The sequence below is a fragment of the Chitinophaga sp. CCNWYY40 genome (assembly GCF_037483205.1).
Lineage (GTDB): Bacteria > Bacteroidota > Bacteroidia > Chitinophagales > Chitinophagaceae > Chitinophaga > Chitinophaga ginsengisegetis.
In genome coordinates this window covers 1,178,793-1,197,719 of the sequence record NZ_JBBHLF010000001.1, presented here as the reverse complement: position 1 = coordinate 1,197,719, position 18,927 = coordinate 1,178,793, and the positions used below count along the sequence as shown (strand labels likewise).

The following is an 18,927-nucleotide window of genomic DNA, read 5'->3' as shown; positions in this document are numbered from 1 at the left end:
AAAAAGATGTATCATGAAAAATATCCGGATCAATACTTTTTCTCTTCTTGCAGCCATCAGTATGAGCACTGTTGCCTGTAAAAAAGATTTCATAAAAATCAACGACAATCCCAATACAGCGCCGGTGGCAACACCTGAAACCTTGCTGGCGCCCGCCTTGTATAATGTAGTGAACAATAACCAGACACGTGCCCTGCGCCTCACCAATGAGCTGATGCAGGACCATGTTACCACTACCAACTCGGATGAAATTCACCGCTATGTGATCCGTCCGGGTGAATCCGATAACATGTGGAACAACTGGTACCAGGAGCGCACCAACTTCCTGGATATGTATAAAGGCGGACAGGTAATAAAGTCATCTACGTATATGGGTATTGGTGAGATACTGGATGTATGGACCATCTCTCTGCTCACCGATATGTTTGGCGATGTGCCTTACTCGGAAGCCAACCGTGGACGCGACACTATCTATCAGCCTAAATTTGATCCGCAAAAAGATATCTATACAGACCTGTTCCGTAAACTGGAAGATGCCAATACACTGCTGGCTGCCGGCCAGGCAGTGAATGCCGACGACAAGCCGATGGACCCGCTGTACAATGGCGATCCGGCTAAATGGAGAAAATTTGGCAACTCGCTCTACCTGCGTTTGTTAATGCGCGTATCCGGTAAAACGGAAATGAATGCAGCCGCCAAAATCAAAGAGATCGTAGAAACCAACGCCGCCAACTATCCCATCTTCAGCAACAATGAGGAGTCGGCGATACTGCGGTTTACAACGGTGCCGCCGTATACTTCGGCTTTCAATTCTTACCGCGACTTTGACTTTAACGGCGACAATGGCCTGTCTACTTTTTTCATCAACAACCTGAAAGAATGGGGTGATCCACGTATTGCCAAATGGGCCTCCACCGTTAACGGTACCTATGAAGGCATCCCCAGCGGCTATGCGCCCGGCGATATCCCGGTACGCCAGTCCTTTTACCTGGCCGCTTTGAAAAATGAACCGTTGCTGGGTAACATCATCAACTACGCAGAAATACAGTTTATACTGGCAGAAGCAGCGATGAAGGGTTATATCTCCACAGATCCTAAAACCTATTACGACAAAGGTGTGGAAGCTGGTATCACACTATGGGGCGTGGCTATGCCGGCAGGCTATCTTGATAAAGACGGTATCAAATGGAATAATGCGCTCACAGCAGACAACAAGATGGAGATGATTATGCTGCAGAAATATTATGCCCTGTTCTTTACAGATTTCCAGCAGTGGCATGAATACCGCCGTACCGGCCATCCTGTGCTGCCCAAAGGCCCGGGCCTGCAGAATAACGGGGAGATGCCTTCCCGCTTCAAATACCCGGTATATGTGCAGTCGCTGAACCGCACCAACTACCAGAAAGCGGTAGAAGCGATGGGGGGTGATGATCTGAATATAAAAGTGTGGTGGAACAAGAACTGATTTTTTAAGCAGATAAATATAACAACGAATGAAACATATACATTTTCCGGTGGTGGCATTGTTAGCATGCCTGGCCCTGGGTGGTTGTTTAAAAAAAGATATTGACTATGCGCATGGCACTCCTAGTCCGGTAGCTTCCGTGGAAGTATTGCGCAGCACCTACCGCGGAGCAGCTTTACAGCTTACTACCAGTGAGCTGATGGGGGCAGAACGGATCACCGGTGTAGTGATTTCCGATACCAGTTCCCATAACCTGCCGGCGGGCAATTTTGTGATACAGGATATTGGCAGGGGAAATATGCGGGGTATTACCATTGCGCTGAGCGGGAATGCGGCGGTACCGGTGAGTGCAGGCGATTCTGTGGCGGTTAACGTTATCGGTAGTACGCTGTTGAGCAATAAAGGTTCGCTTCAGCTTACAGGCATTGGAACTGATAAAATTACGCTGTTAAAGAAAGGCGTTAAGATAGTAGTAAAATCTACTTCCCTCTCCGATCTCTCGGCTAACTTTGCCAGCTATGAAGGCACGCTGGTAAAGGTAAACGCCGACTTTAAACAATTGCCTGCCCCTACTGATGTGTATGCCGGCGATAAGTTGTTGTACGACGGACTGGATTCTTCCATTGTATTGCATACCGAAACCAGCGCCACCTTTGCGAACGATAAAATGCCCGCCAGCGCTACCTTTACCGGCATACCGTTATACAACAGCGGCAACGGTGCGGCCGTTGTTAAACAGTTATACCTGCGCAACAGCAGTGATGTAAGCAATGCCAGCGGTCCGTTATACAATGGTTACCCGGAAGATTTTGAATCACCGGATGCATCAGCGAAGGGCAGTTATGCCGCCGCCACCGTGAACCTGAAAACAGGTTTATGGCTGCTGGACCAGGCCATACTGGCCACTACCAAAGACCGTGACCGTTTTAATCCCACCGGCAAACAATGTATCCGTATGCAGCAAAACCTGGCTAAGCCCGCGTATGTGCAGATGAATTATGATTTACCCAATGGCGCTTCCAAAGTAACGTTGTCATATGGCTCGTATTATACAGATGCCAGCAGCACCTGGAATTTACAGTATTCCACTAACCAGGGAGCAAGCTGGACTGTGATTGGTAATAACATTAAAGATGCAGGGCCATCGGCAAAAACCGCTACTTTTTTAATGGATATCAAAGGGCCGGTACGCTTCCGTGTTTGCAAGCTCGGCTTAGGTACTACCAATGGCGTGGATATTCTGAATGGCCGCCTGAGCATTGAAGATATTGCCGTATTCCAGCAATTGAATTATTAACAGGTACAAGTTACAGATCATGAGAGAAGAGGCCCCTGGTGGCCTCTTTTTTTGTATATTTATCGTTCATTCCGTTCACTCAAAAACTGTATTTTATGGCACCATTACAAACGACTGCAACGATACAGATTGCCAAACCCATCTCCGAAGTTTTTGATGCTGTTATAGATCCTAAAAAGATGTCCAACTATTTTATTGCCAACGGATCGGGACCAATGGAAGAAGGAAAGCAGGTGATCTGGAAATTTCCCGAATTTGATGTGATTGTTCCGGTGCAGGTATTGCAGGTGAAGAAGGATGCACTCATCTCCTTTCAGTGGGAAGGAGCTAAAGATCGTCAGCTGCAGGTAGACATCCTGTTTTCCGAAAGGTTCGGAAACGCCACCCTGGTAAAGGTTACCGAAGGTAGTATGGAAAATAATGAAGAAGGAATTAAGTGGCTGAAGGGAAATACCGAAGGCTGGGCTAATTTTCTTGCCTGTTTGAAGGCTTACCTCGAGTATAATATTAACCTGAGAAAGGGAGCGTTTGATTATATGAAAGCGGAATAATAATCAGGCGGGTTTAGCAATGTGATAACCGTCCGGCACACCATTTTTAGACAACACTACCTGCCACAACTGGCTTTGTCTTGCACGGAAAGAACCGGCGCAGGACAACAGGTAATATTTCCACATGCGGAAAAAGGTGTTGTCATATTTTGCTTTCAGCTGATCATAATTTTTGGAGATATTACTGTACCAGGCCATTAGCGTTTTGTCGTAATCAACGCTGAAATTCTGCCAGTGTTCCATCACAAACAATCTTTCTATATACTTCCCTATCAACTGTATGGTTGGGATCATGGCGCCGGGGAAGATATATTTATTCAGCCACCGGTCGGTAAAGGCGTGAGCGCTGTTGCCACCAATGGTATGCAGGAGAAACAGCCCTTTTTCTTTCAGGCAGCGATGCACCACCTGCATATAGCACCGGTAGTTTTTATACCCTACGTGTTCAAACATACCCAGTGAAACGATGGCATCATACTGTTCATTCAGTGTGCGGTAATCTGCCAGCCTGATTTCTATTGGCCACCCCTTACAGCGTTCCCGCGCCAGCTCCGCCTGTTCGGTGGAAATAGTGATACCCGTTACCTGCACCCCGTATTTTTCTGCGGCAAATTTTGCAAAGCTTCCCCAGCCACAGCCAATGTCGAGCACCTGCATGCCTGGTTGCAGGTTTAATTTGCGGCAGGTAAGGTCCAGTTTATCTTCCTGCGCCTGATCAAGTGTAGTGGCATTTTCCCAGAAGGCGCAGGTGTATGTCATTCTTTTGTCGAGCATGGCCTCAAACAGGTCGTTGCCGGTATCATAATGACTATGGCTGTTGTGATACGCTTTTTTCCGCGACTGGAAATTGAGCAGGCGTGCCAGCAGGACATCTGTTTTAAAACCAATGCTTTCAGGGAGCTGGTGGTCGATGCCCGCGCGCAATACACGGTAGAAAAACTCATCCAGCTGCGGGCTGTCCCAGCATCCCTGCATGTATGATTCTCCCAGTCCTAATGAGCCGCGGCCCAATACATCTGCGTAAAAGGAAGGATCATAAACCGTTATATCCCACGAATGAGGGCCGTTTACTGCAACACCTGCGGCTGCCAGCAAACGGGTGACCATATATTCAGGTTTACGGAACATCGCAACCGGTTTTGGTCCAGAGATTTAACACCCAATGGCATGCCATTGTTTAGCAGATTCCCGGTCCGGTAATAACATAAAAAAGGTGGCTCTTATATGGAGCCACCCGCGTTTATCAGTATACTTTAAACTCCCATAGTCCGGGGGTACCGCTTAGTATTGTTACCCTCAGGTATCTTATTTTTCCGGAGAGATGATCTGTATGTGGTGATTGCATGATGCTGTTTTCGTGACCTCCGCATGGCGTCCACTGCCTGCCATCTGCAGAAGACTCCAGGCGGTAAGCATGACCGGCCGTAGGCTTTACGAAATAGGCTGCTGTGCGTTTTACCGCTGTTAGCTTTCCGAGATCAATGGTAAATACAGGCGACGTGTCGGCACTATCTGCCATCCAGCGGGTACCGTTGGACTCATCGAGCGCCAGTTGCGGAGCATAGCTTTCCGTGCGTTGCAGGGTTGGTTCAGTTACGGGGATCACCTTGTAATCCGGCATGGTGCTGGAAGCTGTAGCAGTAGCGCCTATTGCGAGGTTGCGTGGCTGCTTAACATGTCCGAGCGGACCAATACCACTATGCGTAAGCTTTACCGGCCGGATGGTTCCATCTTCATTAAACTCCATTTTATCCGCCCATATCTGCCGGGTGGTGCCTCCGTTACCAAATTCGAGGTAGATGAAATAATAATTATCTGTATCCGGTTCATGGAACACATTACCGTGCCCTGGACCATAAATTTTTGCCTCCTTATCGGTGGTGAGGATAATATCCTGCTCCGGCCAGGTGTACGGCCCCAGCGGCGATTGACGGCTGTAGCCATAGGCGTATTCATAATGCTCATGACCGGATAAGGTATAGAGATAATAATACACGCCTTTACGTTTAAACGCTACCGGTCCTTCGGAATAACCTTTGCGTTTGGTAGGTATAACGGTAACGGCTGTATCCAAAGTATACATATCGGGATGCAGATGGGCGGCGCCACGCATCGCCCAAAACATATATGCCTGCCCGTTATCATCCAGGAGTATATCTGCATCAATACCTTTGGTACCATTTGGACCATCCATTTTTACCATTGGCTTTGGTGCAGCAGGTCCGTGCAGGGTGTCGGCACCATTCAGCAGTTTGAAAGGACCTTCCGGCCGGTCGGCCACCGCTGCGTAAATGTTGGTATTGATGGTTGGATAGAGGTAGTATTTATTGTTTACAAACACCGCCTTGCTGGGCGCCCAGTACAGCTGGTTGGCTGCAGATGGAAAGCAAGTGCCTTTAAAGCTCCAGTGAAGGAAGTCTTTCGAAGTCCATACAACCGGCGGACCAGAAGTAGCGAGGCCCTTAGCATAACCATCGGTGGTAGCGTAGCAATAATAGGTATCCCCTGCTTTCACGATAGACGGATCTGCCACCATATCCGGGATTAACGGATTATGGTTGACCTGCTGCGAAAAAAGAGGGCTGCTGAACAACAGCAGCCCGAGTAATGTATAACGGTAACGGATATCCATTATCTGAGTTTATATAATTTATAACCAAACAGGAAAATAACGATGTAGCATACAATGGGCAGATAATAGGCAGTAGCGATATTGGTATCTGCAATACGTCCCATGATGAATGGGAAAATGGCGCCGCCAAACATTCCCATTACGATGAAAGAAGAAGCCTGTTGTGTTTGCGGCCCCAGGTCTTTTAAACCAAGACTGAAAATTGTGGGATACATAATACTGAAGAAGAAGTTGATCATCAGCAAAGCGATGAAGGAAGTCCAGCCCCAGCCCTGCGCCACAAGGATGCACATGAGGATGTTGCCAAGTGCAAAAGCGGCGAGCAGTTTATTAGGTGCGATGTAACGCATCAGTGCGGTGCCTACAAATCTTCCGGCCAGCATCATGCCCATAAATACCGTCATAAAGTAACCGGCTTTCTGATCAGAAAACCGCATCACTTCATGTCCGTAGTTGATGAAGAAGGCCCAGGTGCCTGCCTGTGCGGCCACATTAAAGAACTGTGCGATGACTGCAAATACAAAATGTTTCTGCTGGAATAATTTTTTGCGCACGCCTGTTACGCCGCCTGCATCTGAAGGGCCGTCGTGCGGATCTGTAAGTGCCGGTACTTTCACCATTGCAAACGCAATGGCAATGATTGCAATAACTGCCCCGATATAGATGTATAATTGTTTTACAGACAGCAATTCCTCACCGGCATTGTGTCCTGCGCTGAGGAGAAAATAGGAACCGAGCGTTGGTCCTACTATAGCGCCTACTGCGTTAAACGATTGTGCAAAGTTGATACGCTGATCGCTGGTGCGCTGATCGCCCAAAGCAGCCATAAAGGGATGCGCCACGGTTTCCAGTGTGGCCATTCCACAGGCCAGCACAAAGAGGGCTACGCGGAAAATACCAAACGAGGCTGCATTGGCTGCGGGCACAAACAGGAAGGCGCCCAGGGCATAAAGTGTGAGCCCGAGTAGCACGCCGTTTTTATATCCCATCTTTTTAATAAACAATCCTGCCGGGATGCCCATCAGCGCGTAGGCGCCGAAGATAGAAAACTGCACGAGGCCGGACTGGGATTTGGATAATCCGAGCACATTCTGGAAATGTTTATTCAGTACATCTCCCATTGTTAATGCGATTCCCCAGCACATGAACAGGGAGGTAACGAATATGAGAGTGATGACATATTTATTCTCCGTAAATTTTGCGGGTAAGGACGCGGCAGATGATTTGGAATTTTTAGCGGTTTCTAAGGCTTCCTGTTCCAGGGAGTCGGGTGATATCATGATCAGAGTTTTTAAATTTTTTTTATAACGTGGAATGATGGTTTGAGCATGCATCCGAAGCTCTAATATACATTTCCATTTTTATAAACTCCAATCATCTGCCGGTAAAATCAAACCGGCAATATCAGTTCCATCTGGATATTACAACGCTCATATGGCGTAGCTCTGCCGGCTATCTTTTTAAAGCCCAGCTTATTATACAGGCTGATAGCCGGTTTCAGGATGGTATTACTTTCGAGGTAAATATTCCTGGCCCCGAGTGCTGTTGCTTTTGCGATGATCGCCTGTCCCAGTAAGAATCCAATGCTTTTTCCCTGGGCTTTGGGAGATACTGCCATTTTAGCCAGTTCGTAATCGTAGTCCGGGTCGTCCATTTTTACTAATGCACAAACCCCTACCGGTTCGTCGTTATAAAGCGCTACAAAAATATGTCCGCCTTTCTTAAGGATATTTTCTTCGGGGTGATCGAGTGATTTATGGTCTGCCGCTTCCAGCTTAAACCACCTGGCAATCCATTCTTCATTCAGTGCTTTGAAGGCTGCTTTGTATTTAGGTTGATAGTCTACTATCGTTACTTTACCCGCTTCTCTTTTTTTGTGTGCTTCCACTACGCGGCTGAGTAGCGATTGCTGCTCCAGCAGGTATTCCCATTCTTCCATTGCCTTCCACAGGTCGTGCGTGGTTTGGGCGGAAATGGCTTCTATCGCGGTGTTTACATCTGTGAGCTGGTCCTGTATTTTGATGGTGATTTCCAGTCCTTTTTTGGTAAGACTTACCATATTACGCCGGCCATCTGTTTTATCTTTCTTTTCCACTACCAGTCCCTTCTTCCCCATTTCGCCGATAATTTTGCTTACCGACGGGTGGGAATGGCCAATTTCTTTTGCGATAGCGGTGATTGTTTTTTCTTCTCCTACCGATAGTACATAAAATACCGGGAACCATTTCGGCTGCATTTCAATGTTATACAACTGGTAAATCTGTGCGGCGTCTTCTGTGATCTTTTCTGTGAGCATGCGTAGCCTGCTTCCGAGCGCTACCTTGCCTGTTTTGTTGAAGAATTCCATATTGTAATAAATTACGTAATCAGTTACGCAAATATAGGAAGTAGTTTAAAAGCAGCAAATTTTTTATTTGGGCAGGGCTAGAGGGAGGTGGCGATGGATTAGGCCACAGCCCACAGTTATTCCGTCGGGCGGTTACGGAAAGAAGTAGGACTTACCTGGTGACGTTTCCTGAAAAAGTGCGACAGGTGGCTTTCGTCGGTGAAGCCAAACTCCGCGGAGATCTGTTTGAGGGTCAGCTGCCCGGTGGTGATCCTTTTTTCGATGAGCTTGGTGCGATAACTGTTTACATACTCGCGGTAGCTGATGTTGAAATTCCTTTTAAAGTAGGCGCTGAAATAATTGGCGGCGATATTGAAATGTTCGGCAATCTGTTTTACCTGGATCTTTTCAGGTTCATAAATATGCTGATGAATAAAGGAGATCAGCGCTTCTTTATCGGGAGCGCCATTGTCGATCCGGATATCCAGTTTGGCTACGGCTTCTTTGACCAGTCCGAATACAGACAACACCTGGTAATACACCAGCGGGGAAGTAGCGGCATCCTTGCGGCAATTGTAGGCAACAATGTTTTCCATCGTATTGCGCAGGATTGTTTTGCAGGGTTCATCCAGCACCAGCTTTACTTCTTTCAGTAGTTTATGGCGCATCATGGTTTCCGGTTTGCTCATCAGGAAAGCATCGGGCGCCAGGTGGCTTTTGTTGGTGAAATAGCTGTCGGTGAACTTGATGAAGACAAAGCGGGTGGTCTTCTTAATTTCAAAATAGTGCTCATCTTCCGGGCAAATCAGAAACAGGTCGCCCGCCTTATAAGACAGCTGATTATTATTCAGGTGATGAATACCGGCACCTTTAAAGATGTAGATGATCTCGTAATAAGTGTGACTATGCACCGGCAGGTGAAACACCTTTTCTTCAAATTCATGAATAACCAGTGTGTCAAACTGTTTCAACTTCCTCATCTCACAAAAATACAATTTTATACTCTGAATATACAAATCAGTCCTGCTGCTTTTCCCCGATATTTACACTTTCATAACACCTATAATAAAACGTATCTGATGGAATACAGACAATTAGGCGCATCCGGTTTACAGGTACCGGTGCTGAGTTTCGGCACTGCCACTTTTGGCGGCGGTAATGATTTCTTCAAAGCCTGGGGCAGCACGCTGGCGGATGAAGCGACCCGCATGGTGAATCTTTGTCTTGATGCAGGTGTAAACCTCTTCGACACCGCCGACATCTACTCCCATGGGCTTTCGGAAGAGATCCTGGGCAAAGCCATTGCCGGCAAAAGGGATCAGCTGCTGATCTCCACCAAGGCCACCTTCACTTTCGGAAAGGGGCCCAATAATCAGGGTTCATCGCGGTTTCATTTGCTGCGGCAGATAGAAGGAAGTTTGAAGCGGCTGCAAACCGACTATATCGATATTTACCACATGCATGGATTTGACGGCAACACGCCTGTGGAGGAAACCATGCGCACATTGGACGACCTCGTGCAGAGCGGCAAGGTACGTTACATTGCTGCTTCCAACTTCTCCGGGTGGCACCTGATGAAATCGCAGGCCATCGCAGAAAAGTATGGATGGAACCGTTATGTGGCACACCAGGTGTATTACTCACTTGCCAACCGCGAATACGAATGGGAGCTGATGCCGCTGGGTCTCGACCAGCAGGTGGGCGCCATTGTATGGTCGCCGCTGGCTGCAGGCAGACTGGGAGGTAAATACCGCCGTAACAGTCCGCCGCCACAGAACGGCCGCATAGCACAGGGAGGCAGCCCTGTACCGGAGGCCGTGGTAAATGACGAAGTTTTTTACAACATCATTGATGCACTCGATGAAATAGCTGCGGAAACAGGCAAAACGGTAGCGCAGATCTCGCTGAACTGGTTGCTGCAGCGCCCTACTGTATCCAGCATTATTATTGGCGCGCGTAATGAAGAGCAACTGATCCAAAACCTCGGCTCCACCGGCTGGAACCTGACTACTGACCAGCTTAAAAAACTGGATGCGGCCAGTGAAGTACCTACCATTTATCCTTACTGGCATCAGCGGCAAAACCTTACACTGAATCCGCCGCCGGTTTTCTACTAATATTTTTCAGCGGAGGGAATGTTTCCCTCCGCATTTAATACGCAGAGAGAATCCTTTACATAAAAAGGGGAAATATCAGCGGGTGCAGATCAGCTGATAGGTGCCGGGCGTAATGCCTTCTGCACTTCTGAAGAGGCGGATGAAGTAGTTGGTATCATTAAAACCGCACAGCATACTTACCTGGCCCACGCTGTTGTTGCGGTCGGCCAGCAGTTGTTTTGCCAGCTTTAGTCTTTCCCTGTTGATGTACTGAAGGGGAGTAATTCCGAACTGGTCTTTAAACCATTTGAAAAAGACATTGCGGCTCAGGTAAGCCTTCCGGCAAAGCGTATCTACAGAGATGTTTTCTGTAAGATGTTCATTGATATAATGCAGCACAAAATGGAGCCTGCTGTTGTTGCTGCTGGTATCCCTTTCATCTGAAATCAGCTGCAGGTGCTGGCTCTGCAGGATACGGATCAGCAGTTCTTTCATATTGAGATCGGCGTAAATATCCCTGGACAGGTCGGAGCTGCGGCAGATACGGACTAATTTATTGATCAGGTCTGTAAGGTCCACATCATTATTAAAGTGATACTGGTTGAATTGCAGGCGCCAGTCGTTTTTGTCGGCATACTCGCCGTTATAATATTCGTTGAGATATTGCAGGGTGCTGCGGATATAGGCTTCATCCACCGAAAGGGCAATACACTGCGTAGGATTTTCTGCCGAGGCTTCCGGGAAATCAATCACCATTGTTTCGTTGGCCGGTACAATCACGGTTTCTCCCGGCTGATATTCAAATGAAGGCTGATCGAAAAGATGCATGATCTTTTTGCCCTGCACCATGCTTGTAATGACGAAATCTCCAAAAGTAAGCGGCACCCGGTAATCCTGCTGATAACTTTCAAATATATTCAGTTCACAATTATTCAGATTATAGACCCGCCTGTTCTCGACCAGGCGTTGCAGTTGCTTGGGATGTGTCAGGTCTATCGGCTGCACAAAATGTTTTACCGGCATGGCTAATGTTTTTAGCTACAACAAGTTAGTTTAATTTAACCGAACTCAGAAAAAGGGTACGAATGTGCTAAAGATAAGTACGAAATTTTGCAATTGAATGTCAAATCTTCCTCATATTGAGCGTACATGGACGGAAACCATCTTTTTCTCCTCAAATAACATCCACCGGGGGTAATATTGGTTTGCACCAAAAAGTCGTCCTGCCGGATGACTTTTTGGTGCAAACGCCGCCGGTTAACAACCGTACGCCAACTTATCCTGTCAAATTAATTGGCTTCCCTCCCGGTTTTCTTCCTGAACTACGTTAAATTAGTGGCCTACAAATCAAAACCAACAAACAGCATTATGAAAAAACTACTCCTCCTCGCCTTCCTGTTGCCATTACTGGCAGCAGCGCAGGACAAAGGCATTCATTTCGAGCATGGCAGCAGCTGGGCCGATGTGCAGGCCAAAGCCAAAGCTGAAAACAAATACATTTTCATGGACTGTTTCACTACCTGGTGTGGTCCCTGCAAGTTTATGTCGGCCAATATTTTCCCGCAGGAAAAAGTAGGCAGCTTTATGAATGATAAATACATCAGCGTAAAGGTACAGATGGATCAAACAGACAAAGACAATGAAGAAGTAAAAAGCTGGTACGCTGCCGCCAAACAAATTGAGAAAGACTACGCCATCCGTGCATATCCCACCTTCCTGGTGTTTGCACCCGACGGACGTATTGTTGACCGCCAGGTAGGCGGCGCCGAAGCAGATCAGTTCATTGAAAGATGCGCTGCTTCCCTGAATCCGGCCACACAATATTACACACAGCTGGACCTTTATAAAAAAGGAAAGAAAGATACCGCCTTCCTTCGCCAGATGGCACTGCTGGCATTGAATAAATATGACCAGGAAAATGCGTCCATCATTTCCAAAGAATATCTTGCCCAGCAGAAAGATCTTTACACTCCTGTAAACCTCAACTTCATCGCTAAATTTACCAACAGCAGCAAAGATGTAGGATTTGATATGTTCCTGCATCATGCCGATAAAGTAAATAAAGTACTGGGACCCGGTAAGGCAGAAGAAAAAGTAATGGGCATCGTAGCGCAGGAAGAAGTGTATCCGCAGCTGATGAAGAAAGACGGCAGCAAACCCGACTGGGCTACCCTTGAAAGCAGCCTGACCAAAAAATATCCTGCCTTCGCGGAAGAACTGCTCCTGAAAACCAAAGTACAATACTTCAGCTATGTAAAAGATGCTGATAATGCTGTGGCTAACATTGTTGCCTATATGAAAAAATATGGCCACAAAGCTGATCCCCAGTCATTAAACGAATATGCATGGACCATCTTCGAAAAATGCAACGACATGCAATGCATTGAACAGGCCCTGGAATGGAGCAAACGCTCTTTCAAAGACAACGAAGTGCCTGCATTCATGGACACTTACGCCAACCTGCTGTATAAAGCCGGTAAAAAAGAAGACGCCCTTGCATGGGAAGAAAAAGCCCTGAACAAAGCCAGCGGCGACGAAAAGAAAAACTACGAAACTACCCTGGAGAAAATGAAGAAGGGTGAAAAATATTGGGAATAGTGTGGATTTTGTCTTTTCCAGGATTAACCGTGATCACACTGATTTAGGAATTTGATCACTTTTGATTTAAAAAGATTTGGGGAGATATGAGCGGAAATTCGCTTATATCTCCCCAAATCTTTTATAAAATCCAAAAAGTAAAATCAAAGAAATCAGTATGATCACGGTTAATCCTGGAAAAGACAACATCCGCGTCAATCATTTCATAACAAGTTTATAAACAAATGCGATGCGCGGTTGCTCCAGGTTCCACCCTCCCACTTCTTCCAGCACCAGCTCCCGGTGCTTTTTGCTGATATCCCTTAAAGCATTTCCCACAGATTTACGCAGGTATTCACTTTCCTTTGACTTCAGTTTACTGATCATGCGGATAGCCGTTTCCGGATGTTCCTTAAAATAAGGACGTGCCGTCCAGATACGGAGCCCTTCCACTACGGCCCTGTTCAGGTTGGGATGCGGATCATTCAGCCAAAGCCTGATTTCCGGGAGTGCTTTTTCATAGCCGATGCTGCTGCAATAGTGATCAAAGGCTTTGGCCAGCATTTCCTGTACACGCCAGTTATCATCTGCCACTACTTTTGTTTTCAGCCATGTTAATGCCTTATTGTTTGCCGGAGAGAGGAGTCCGAGCAACCAGGTGCCCAGCATACGTTCCTGGTAGCTTTCCCCGGCTATCAGTGTGGCGGCTGTTTTCAGGTGATCCTGGCTGGTGTCTTTTAGTAAGCTATCACCTGCTTCCAGGATATGCTTAAAGCCATGTTCTACTTTTTTTATTTCTGTAATAACAGCAGATAACATGATTGAAATGATTTGGGTTCTGATACCAAATATAAAAAGGACCGGCATAACGCCAGTCCTTTCCATGTAAAAAATTATCCTTTATGGCGTGGTAATCCACCAGGTGTTTCCAAACGGATCTTTTACACCGCCGGATTTGCCGTACGACTGCTTTGTTACCGGCATTACTTCTGTAGCGCCTTCTGCCAGGGCCTTTTTAAAAGTAGCATCTGCATCTTCCACGTAAATGAACAATCCTGCATTGTCAGTACCCCAATTGGGGTTCGACTGGCCAAACATAATAACACTGCCACCGATACTGATTTCGCCATGCATGAGTTCTTTGGTACCCTCCCTGTAGCTGCGGTGATTCTCCTTTGCGCCAAATACCTTACCGGTAAAATCAAAAAAGCCTTCTGCATCTTGCAGGATCAGATAGGGCATTACCTGTTGATGTTTTTCTGGTAATTTCATAACATTTATTTTAAGGTTAAACGTCTCTTGCACAAAATTGCAATAGTATCCCCTGATAAAATTGGAAGAAACCGACATTCTTGTTAGTCGCGCCAGTCGGTGGCCCCGGAGCGGCCGGAGAAATACTGTTTGGGATGCATACCTGAAAACGCGCGGAAGTCGCTGATAAAATGCGACTGATCATAATACCCGCATTCGAGCGCAAGGCGTCCCAGGCTCATCACCTGCCGGTTGTAAAAGGCGGTGGCCGACTGGAAACGGACAATCCTTGAAAACAATTTGGGGGATAGTCCTGCGTACTGTTTGAACTGGCGCTCAAACTGCCGCTCCGACAAATAGTATGCCTGTGAAAGAGATTGTATGTTCATGGAAGGCCGGTGATGGATGATATCCCTGATAGCCGCAAAAACCGGCAGGTCCGCCACACGGCTGGCTGCCAGCCGCTGCTCTGTAAACCGGCAAAGGATATCACAACGCTCCCGGTTATTCTTCGCCAGCATGATCTTTTCTTCAAGGATGCTGCCTTCGCCTTTCAGCAGGTATTTTAATTCAGCAGTAGTATTCGTGAGATCTGCGGCGGAAATATTAAACAACAGGGGTACAGCCTGCGGGTAAAAGTACACACCAAAAATACTGAAGCCTGCATCAATGGTATACTTCCGCAGAATGTGTGTGGCGCCCTGCACACCGGAGGTAAACGATTTACTGGTATCACCGTTATCCGCCAGTTCATCGAACAGTCCGCGGTAATGGAACACCAGCTCCACGCAGGCATCGGCCATATTGTAATGCGTATAACCCGTGTCTCCCTCCAGCACCCAGAAGAACCGGATGACGTGCGCAAGATGGGGCGGTGGTGGAATGGTTTGGTACTGCATTACCCTAAATTTACAAAAAGCATTTCAGCTTTTGGCATCGCGTTGTAAACAGGCCATCACCAGCAATACCAATGCGGCAATCCCTGCCAGTGTGCGTACAAGATGCCAGTTATTCCACGGCGTGGCAAATGCTACGCGCATATCATGCAGTTGCGCCGCCGAAGCCCCTTCAGTATGAAAGGCCGCCAGCTTATCGTTGAGGGGAATATTGGCGAGCACCGTTACCCCGAAAGAGCCAATCACAAATATCAGCGTAGCTGCCAGGAGGTACCCGCTGCGGCGGGTAAAGGCGGGCCGGGCATTGAGCCAGGTAGCCAGTGGCAGCAATACCGGCGCGCCTAAAAAACTTACTATAAAGGCAGGGTTCACAATGGCCACATTGATCGCCTGGTTAGCTGTTATATAGGCGGCATCCGGCAACTGCGCAAATGCTATATTCACAGAAACAGCAAACGCATAAAATAAACCCGCTACCAGGGCGGTGGTGATAGTGGCAAGCGCCAGTATAAAAGTCTTCATTACGTTAACCGGGTATTTTTAATCCCATTGCAATATTACTTCCCCCCCATTTCCGGAAATAGAACAAAACCGACACATCAATCTATATAGCCGGCAGCCGCTTTGCCCGACTCCTGGTGTTTGGCCGGCTGGAAAATATCGAAGTAATAGAGATGCTCCTTTGCATATAGGGGCAGCTGCGCTTTTAAACGGGTTTTAAAGCCGTTAAAGTCCTTTGCCGGGGATTGGGTCCAGGCGGTTTCCGCCAGCGCAGCTATGCGGGGGAAAAGCAGGAAATCCAGCCGGTTGTTGCTATGAATGGTTTCTGACCACAGGCACGCCTGTACACCTAATATCAGGGATTCATGCCCCCGTGTGGCAGGAACAGCGGCAGCGGAGAAATCGTATACAGATTGTAAAGGATTGAATTCACCATCTTTCCACCTGCGCCCGATTTTATGGCTGCTGTCCTGGACAAAATCAAAATAAAACGGTAGCCGCGGGCATAGCACTACGGAATATCCTTTCTGAAATGCCATCGCCAGGTTCTCCGGTTTTTCGTGACGCCACCAGCATACAATGGTGCTGTCGGCAGGCAGGGAGGCCGTGGCAATTTCATCCCAGGCCATTACTTTATTATGCAGCTTCAAAACGGTGTCGGCCATCCGTTGAATAAAATAGTCCTCTACCTGTTTGCGGTCTTTCAGGCCGTGGGCTTCTTTTAACCGGATGATGCCGGTATCCTGGTCCCAGCCGGCGTTGCCAAAGGTTACTTCGTCGCCGCCGAGGTGAATGAGCTGCGCGGGAAACAGTTGAGCCGTTTCCGTTAGTATATCCGCCAGGTAGGAGTAAGTTCCTTCCCTGCCGGGGTTAAAGGTGAACTGCGGATATTTTGCGGTACCGCCGCCGTCGAATGCAGGGTAGGCCCTGTTGGCGGCCCCGGCATGACCCGGCATATCTATTTCAGGAATAATGTCGATGCACCGTGCTTTTGCATAGGCAACTATTTCGCGGATATCGTTCTGGGTATAATAGGCTGCAGGTGCTTTTGGATCACTGATATTGCCGATGCCGCCAACGGTGGTGAGCAAAGGATATTTTTTGATCTCCAGCCGCCATCCGGGCATGTCTGTTAAATGCCAGTGAAAACGGTTCAGTTTATAAAAAGCCATCCAGTCGAGGACAGACTTCACTTTCTCTTTACCAAAAAAATACCGCGATTCATCCAGCATTACGCCGCGCCACGCATATAGCGGCGCATCGGTGATATTCCAGCAGGGTACCTGCAAAGCTTTTCCGGATACCGGCGCCACCGCAGCGAGCTGCAACAGGCTGATGATACCGTTAAACACGCCTTCCCGTGCGCCCCCTGAAATGGTAGTGGTTTGCTTATTCATGATAAGCGTATAGGCATCTATGTTAGTAGCGGATTTTTTTTCCAGTAAGATAACGGTGCTGCCGGATTTCCGTTGCAGCGGAACATTAATATGATAACGGCGAAGCAGTTCCTGCTGCAGCCAGGTAGCCAGCGGAACCATGGACGTGTCTTCCCAGCTGATAGTGGATTGTGCGCTGATGTCAAAAGAGCCGCGCGCCTTCCCTGCTTTTACGGGCAGCGGGATCACCGGGCATATTTGTTGTGCGGCAACGGGAATAGCAGTAAATACAATGGCGATGGCCAGCAGGCATTTTTTCATGTTCAAAGCTGATTTTCAGGAGCAAACGGTGCACCGGCGAACAAAATAATAAAATATCGCCAGTACTTCTCTATAAAATAATATATAAATATTTCTCCATTATTATATCCCCGGTTTAGTTACAGGTCAACGGCTTAATCCTACAGTTCAACACTTAATCAATGGCCGGCCGGTATACCAGTGGCATATTTGCAATAAATGATGATGTATGCAACACCTCTCCGTTTTAGTGATCAGCAGTATGATGTTCGTCCGGTCATTATTCGTTGATACCAGCGAATTCAAACTGGTGAAACAGGATAACGCCATCGCGTTGTATGAAAGATGGATTCCCGGCGCCGGTGGTGAAAATGTAAGGGAGATCAAAACCATCTTCCAGGTGAAATGCGCTATACCGGCGGTGATCGGGCTTTTCAAAGACCAGGCGCGCGGCCGCGAGTGGAATACCAATGCCAGCGATTACCGGATAGCCACAGCTCCCGATCCTCATCACTGGATCACTTATATTAAGTATGATATCCCCTGGCCGGTAGACGACCAGGACTGCTGCCTGCTATACCGCTACCAGGAAATGACCGGCGATGCGGCGGAAGTGGCGTTTGAAAGCATCACCGATCACCGCTTCCCTTTATACAATAAAACAACACGGATCACCGGCACGCGGGGAAAATGGATCATGGCGCCCTTGGGGAACGGGCAGCTGCAGATCACTTATATGGTCACCACCGACCGTAGTAAGAAAATTCCCCGCTGGGTATCCGATCCTATTATTCATGATAACCTGTTCAGGACCATGACAAAATTCAAAAGCCTGCTTGAAAATAAAACGTATGCCAGACAATAAATATACGCTCATCACCGGCGCCAGCTCCGGTTTGGGCAAAGAATTCGCTATTCAATGCGCCAGGAAAGGCATGAATATTATCCTCATTGCCCTGCCGGGAAGCCGCCTCCAATCTGTAGCGGAGAGCCTGGAACTGGAATATCACATCCACGTAAAAGTGTTTGAATTTGATTTGTCCGACAGCGACGTACTGAAACAGCAACTGCAGATCATTACCCGCGACCATGATATCAATTTCCTGATCAACAATGCCGGCATCGGCGGTACATCTTCCATCACCCACACCTCACTGGAACGGATAGACGATATTATTATGCTCAATGTAAGAGGCACCGTACTACTTACCCACCTGCTGATCCCGCACCTGCTGAAACACCCGCAGAGTTATATCATGAATATAGCCAGCATGGCTGCTTTCACGCCTATTGCCTATAAAACGGTGTACCCTGCATCCAAAGCATTTATCTCGTCTTTCTTCCTGGGATTAAAAGAAGAACTGGCCGGTACCGGTTTATCCGTAAGCGTTATATACCCAGGTCCTATTATGACCAACTCCCATACCTCCCGGCGCATCATCAGCCAGGGACTCAAAGGAAAAATGGGGCTGCTGTCTACCCCCGATATTGCGCACATTGCGCTGAAAGGCACGATGGCCGGGCATCCGGTGATCATACCCGGGTTGATGAATAAGATCAATCATGTGCTGATGCAGTTGCTCCCACTATCATTCCGGATGAGGATCGTATCCAGGGAAGTAAAAAAAGAAATCCCATATAGCTTATCTGTCTAAAAAA

18 protein-coding genes are annotated in these 18,927 nt (G+C 47.7%); 7 read left to right on the top strand and 11 right to left on the bottom strand.

The features are described 5' to 3' along the window. The first annotated feature begins 13 nt into the window (after positions 1 to 13). The 3 genes from V7S65_RS04850 (at position 14) to V7S65_RS04840 (ending at position 3,313) form a co-directional block, all read left to right on the top strand. Positions 14 to 1,465, top strand: a complete 1,452-nt coding sequence (locus V7S65_RS04850; RefSeq protein ID WP_111578665.1) for a SusD/RagB family nutrient-binding outer membrane lipoprotein — start codon at positions 14 to 16, stop codon at positions 1,463 to 1,465. Between the two features lie 28 nt (positions 1,466 to 1,493). Beyond that, positions 1,494 to 2,762, top strand: a complete 1,269-nt coding sequence (locus V7S65_RS04845; RefSeq protein WP_336386032.1) for a DUF5689 domain-containing protein — start codon at positions 1,494 to 1,496, stop codon at positions 2,760 to 2,762. Between the two features lie 95 nt (positions 2,763 to 2,857). Continuing rightward, positions 2,858 to 3,313 carry an SRPBCC domain-containing protein gene (locus V7S65_RS04840; RefSeq protein WP_336386033.1) on the top strand — a complete coding sequence of 152 codons (456 nt, stop codon included), beginning with the start codon at positions 2,858 to 2,860 and terminating at the stop codon, positions 3,311 to 3,313. A 3-nt stretch (positions 3,314 to 3,316) separates the two neighbouring features. Here V7S65_RS04840 and cfa read toward each other — a convergent pair whose 3' ends face one another. From cfa to V7S65_RS04815, 5 genes are all read right to left on the bottom strand, one after another. Continuing rightward, positions 3,317 to 4,441 (bottom strand): cyclopropane fatty acyl phospholipid synthase, encoded by a 1,125-nt coding sequence (cfa, locus tag V7S65_RS04835; protein ID WP_336386034.1) that lies wholly within the window; start codon positions 4,439 to 4,441, stop codon positions 3,317 to 3,319. A 115-nt stretch (positions 4,442 to 4,556) separates the two neighbouring features. Further along, the gene (locus V7S65_RS04830; RefSeq protein WP_336386035.1) at positions 4,557 to 5,945 is read right to left on the bottom strand and encodes a family 43 glycosylhydrolase; all 1,389 of its coding nucleotides are present in this window, start codon (positions 5,943 to 5,945) and stop codon (positions 4,557 to 4,559) included. Then, positions 5,945 to 7,225, bottom strand: a complete 1,281-nt coding sequence (gene fucP / locus V7S65_RS04825) for an L-fucose:H+ symporter permease (RefSeq protein WP_336386036.1) — start codon at positions 7,223 to 7,225, stop codon at positions 5,945 to 5,947. Before fucP ends, V7S65_RS04830 begins: the two co-directional genes overlap by 1 nt. A 110-nt stretch (positions 7,226 to 7,335) precedes the next feature. Then, positions 7,336 to 8,292 (bottom strand): bifunctional helix-turn-helix transcriptional regulator/GNAT family N-acetyltransferase, encoded by a 957-nt coding sequence (locus V7S65_RS04820; RefSeq protein WP_336386037.1) that lies wholly within the window; start codon positions 8,290 to 8,292, stop codon positions 7,336 to 7,338. Positions 8,293 to 8,408: 116 nt separating this feature from the next. Further along, positions 8,409 to 9,251: an AraC family transcriptional regulator gene (locus V7S65_RS04815; RefSeq protein ID WP_111578670.1), complete on the bottom strand. Its 843-nt coding sequence runs from the start codon at positions 9,249 to 9,251 to the stop codon at positions 8,409 to 8,411. A gap of 99 nt (positions 9,252 to 9,350) precedes the next feature. Here V7S65_RS04815 and V7S65_RS04810 point away from each other — a divergent pair, with 99 nt between their 5' ends. Continuing rightward, entirely contained in the window at positions 9,351 to 10,388 is a 1,038-nt protein-coding gene (locus V7S65_RS04810) for an aldo/keto reductase (RefSeq protein WP_336386038.1), read from the top strand. 75 nt (positions 10,389 to 10,463) lie between these two features. On the opposite strand, the gene V7S65_RS04805 is transcribed toward V7S65_RS04810, so the two are convergent. Next, positions 10,464 to 11,390 carry an AraC family transcriptional regulator gene (locus V7S65_RS04805; protein ID WP_336386039.1) on the bottom strand — a complete coding sequence of 309 codons (927 nt, stop codon included), beginning with the start codon at positions 11,388 to 11,390 and terminating at the stop codon, positions 10,464 to 10,466. Between the two features lie 345 nt (positions 11,391 to 11,735). Here V7S65_RS04805 and V7S65_RS04800 point away from each other — a divergent pair, with 345 nt between their 5' ends. Further along, on the top strand, positions 11,736 to 12,965 hold the full coding sequence (locus tag V7S65_RS04800; protein ID WP_336386040.1) for a thioredoxin family protein: 1,230 nt from the start codon (positions 11,736 to 11,738) through the stop codon (positions 12,963 to 12,965). Between the two features lie 198 nt (positions 12,966 to 13,163). Here V7S65_RS04800 and V7S65_RS04795 read toward each other — a convergent pair whose 3' ends face one another. From V7S65_RS04795 to V7S65_RS04775, 5 genes are all read right to left on the bottom strand, one after another. Next, entirely contained in the window at positions 13,164 to 13,763 is a 600-nt protein-coding gene (locus V7S65_RS04795; RefSeq protein WP_336386041.1) for a DNA alkylation repair protein, read from the bottom strand. Positions 13,764 to 13,844: 81 nt separating this feature from the next. Further along, positions 13,845 to 14,216: a VOC family protein gene (locus V7S65_RS04790; RefSeq protein ID WP_111578673.1), complete on the bottom strand. Its 372-nt coding sequence runs from the start codon at positions 14,214 to 14,216 to the stop codon at positions 13,845 to 13,847. A gap of 83 nt (positions 14,217 to 14,299) precedes the next feature. Further along, entirely contained in the window at positions 14,300 to 15,094 is a 795-nt protein-coding gene (locus tag V7S65_RS04785) for a helix-turn-helix transcriptional regulator (RefSeq protein WP_336386042.1), read from the bottom strand. Positions 15,095 to 15,118: 24 nt separating this feature from the next. Then, positions 15,119 to 15,613: an anthrone oxygenase family protein gene (locus V7S65_RS04780; protein WP_336386043.1), complete on the bottom strand. Its 495-nt coding sequence runs from the start codon at positions 15,611 to 15,613 to the stop codon at positions 15,119 to 15,121. 77 nt (positions 15,614 to 15,690) lie between these two features. Beyond that, positions 15,691 to 17,289: a beta-N-acetylhexosaminidase gene (locus V7S65_RS04775; protein WP_336386044.1), complete on the bottom strand. Its 1,599-nt coding sequence runs from the start codon at positions 17,287 to 17,289 to the stop codon at positions 15,691 to 15,693. 208 nt (positions 17,290 to 17,497) lie between these two features. On the opposite strand from V7S65_RS04775, the gene V7S65_RS04770 reads away from it, so the two are divergent. Both V7S65_RS04770 and V7S65_RS04765 read left to right on the top strand, forming a co-directional pair. After that, positions 17,498 to 18,133, top strand: a complete 636-nt coding sequence (locus V7S65_RS04770) for an START domain-containing protein (RefSeq protein ID WP_079467963.1) — start codon at positions 17,498 to 17,500, stop codon at positions 18,131 to 18,133. Further along, positions 18,120 to 18,923 carry an SDR family NAD(P)-dependent oxidoreductase gene (locus tag V7S65_RS04765; RefSeq protein ID WP_336386045.1) on the top strand — a complete coding sequence of 268 codons (804 nt, stop codon included), beginning with the start codon at positions 18,120 to 18,122 and terminating at the stop codon, positions 18,921 to 18,923. Before V7S65_RS04770 ends, V7S65_RS04765 begins: the two co-directional genes overlap by 14 nt. Positions 18,924 to 18,927 lie beyond the last annotated feature (4 nt).

Coding starts and splice junctions, on each gene's coding strand:
- V7S65_RS04850 (WP_111578665.1), top strand. CDS start 14: ATGAAAAATATCCGGATCAATACTTTTTCTCTTCTTGCAGCCATCAGT.
- V7S65_RS04845 (WP_336386032.1), top strand. CDS start 1,494: ATGAAACATATACATTTTCCGGTGGTGGCATTGTTAGCATGCCTGGCC.
- V7S65_RS04840 (WP_336386033.1), top strand. CDS start 2,858: ATGGCACCATTACAAACGACTGCAACGATACAGATTGCCAAACCCATC.
- cfa (WP_336386034.1), bottom strand. CDS start 4,441: ATGTTCCGTAAACCTGAATATATGGTCACCCGTTTGCTGGCAGCCGCA.
- V7S65_RS04830 (WP_336386035.1), bottom strand. CDS start 5,945: ATGGATATCCGTTACCGTTATACATTACTCGGGCTGCTGTTGTTCAGC.
- fucP (WP_336386036.1), bottom strand. CDS start 7,225: ATGATATCACCCGACTCCCTGGAACAGGAAGCCTTAGAAACCGCTAAA.
- V7S65_RS04820 (WP_336386037.1), bottom strand. CDS start 8,292: ATGGAATTCTTCAACAAAACAGGCAAGGTAGCGCTCGGAAGCAGGCTA.
- V7S65_RS04815 (WP_111578670.1), bottom strand. CDS start 9,251: ATGAGGAAGTTGAAACAGTTTGACACACTGGTTATTCATGAATTTGAA.
- V7S65_RS04810 (WP_336386038.1), top strand. CDS start 9,351: ATGGAATACAGACAATTAGGCGCATCCGGTTTACAGGTACCGGTGCTG.
- V7S65_RS04805 (WP_336386039.1), bottom strand. CDS start 11,390: ATGCCGGTAAAACATTTTGTGCAGCCGATAGACCTGACACATCCCAAG.
- V7S65_RS04800 (WP_336386040.1), top strand. CDS start 11,736: ATGAAAAAACTACTCCTCCTCGCCTTCCTGTTGCCATTACTGGCAGCA.
- V7S65_RS04795 (WP_336386041.1), bottom strand. CDS start 13,763: ATGTTATCTGCTGTTATTACAGAAATAAAAAAAGTAGAACATGGCTTT.
- V7S65_RS04790 (WP_111578673.1), bottom strand. CDS start 14,216: ATGAAATTACCAGAAAAACATCAACAGGTAATGCCCTATCTGATCCTG.
- V7S65_RS04785 (WP_336386042.1), bottom strand. CDS start 15,094: ATGCAGTACCAAACCATTCCACCACCGCCCCATCTTGCGCACGTCATC.
- V7S65_RS04780 (WP_336386043.1), bottom strand. CDS start 15,613: ATGAAGACTTTTATACTGGCGCTTGCCACTATCACCACCGCCCTGGTA.
- V7S65_RS04775 (WP_336386044.1), bottom strand. CDS start 17,289: ATGAAAAAATGCCTGCTGGCCATCGCCATTGTATTTACTGCTATTCCC.
- V7S65_RS04770 (WP_079467963.1), top strand. CDS start 17,498: ATGCAACACCTCTCCGTTTTAGTGATCAGCAGTATGATGTTCGTCCGG.
- V7S65_RS04765 (WP_336386045.1), top strand. CDS start 18,120: ATGCCAGACAATAAATATACGCTCATCACCGGCGCCAGCTCCGGTTTG.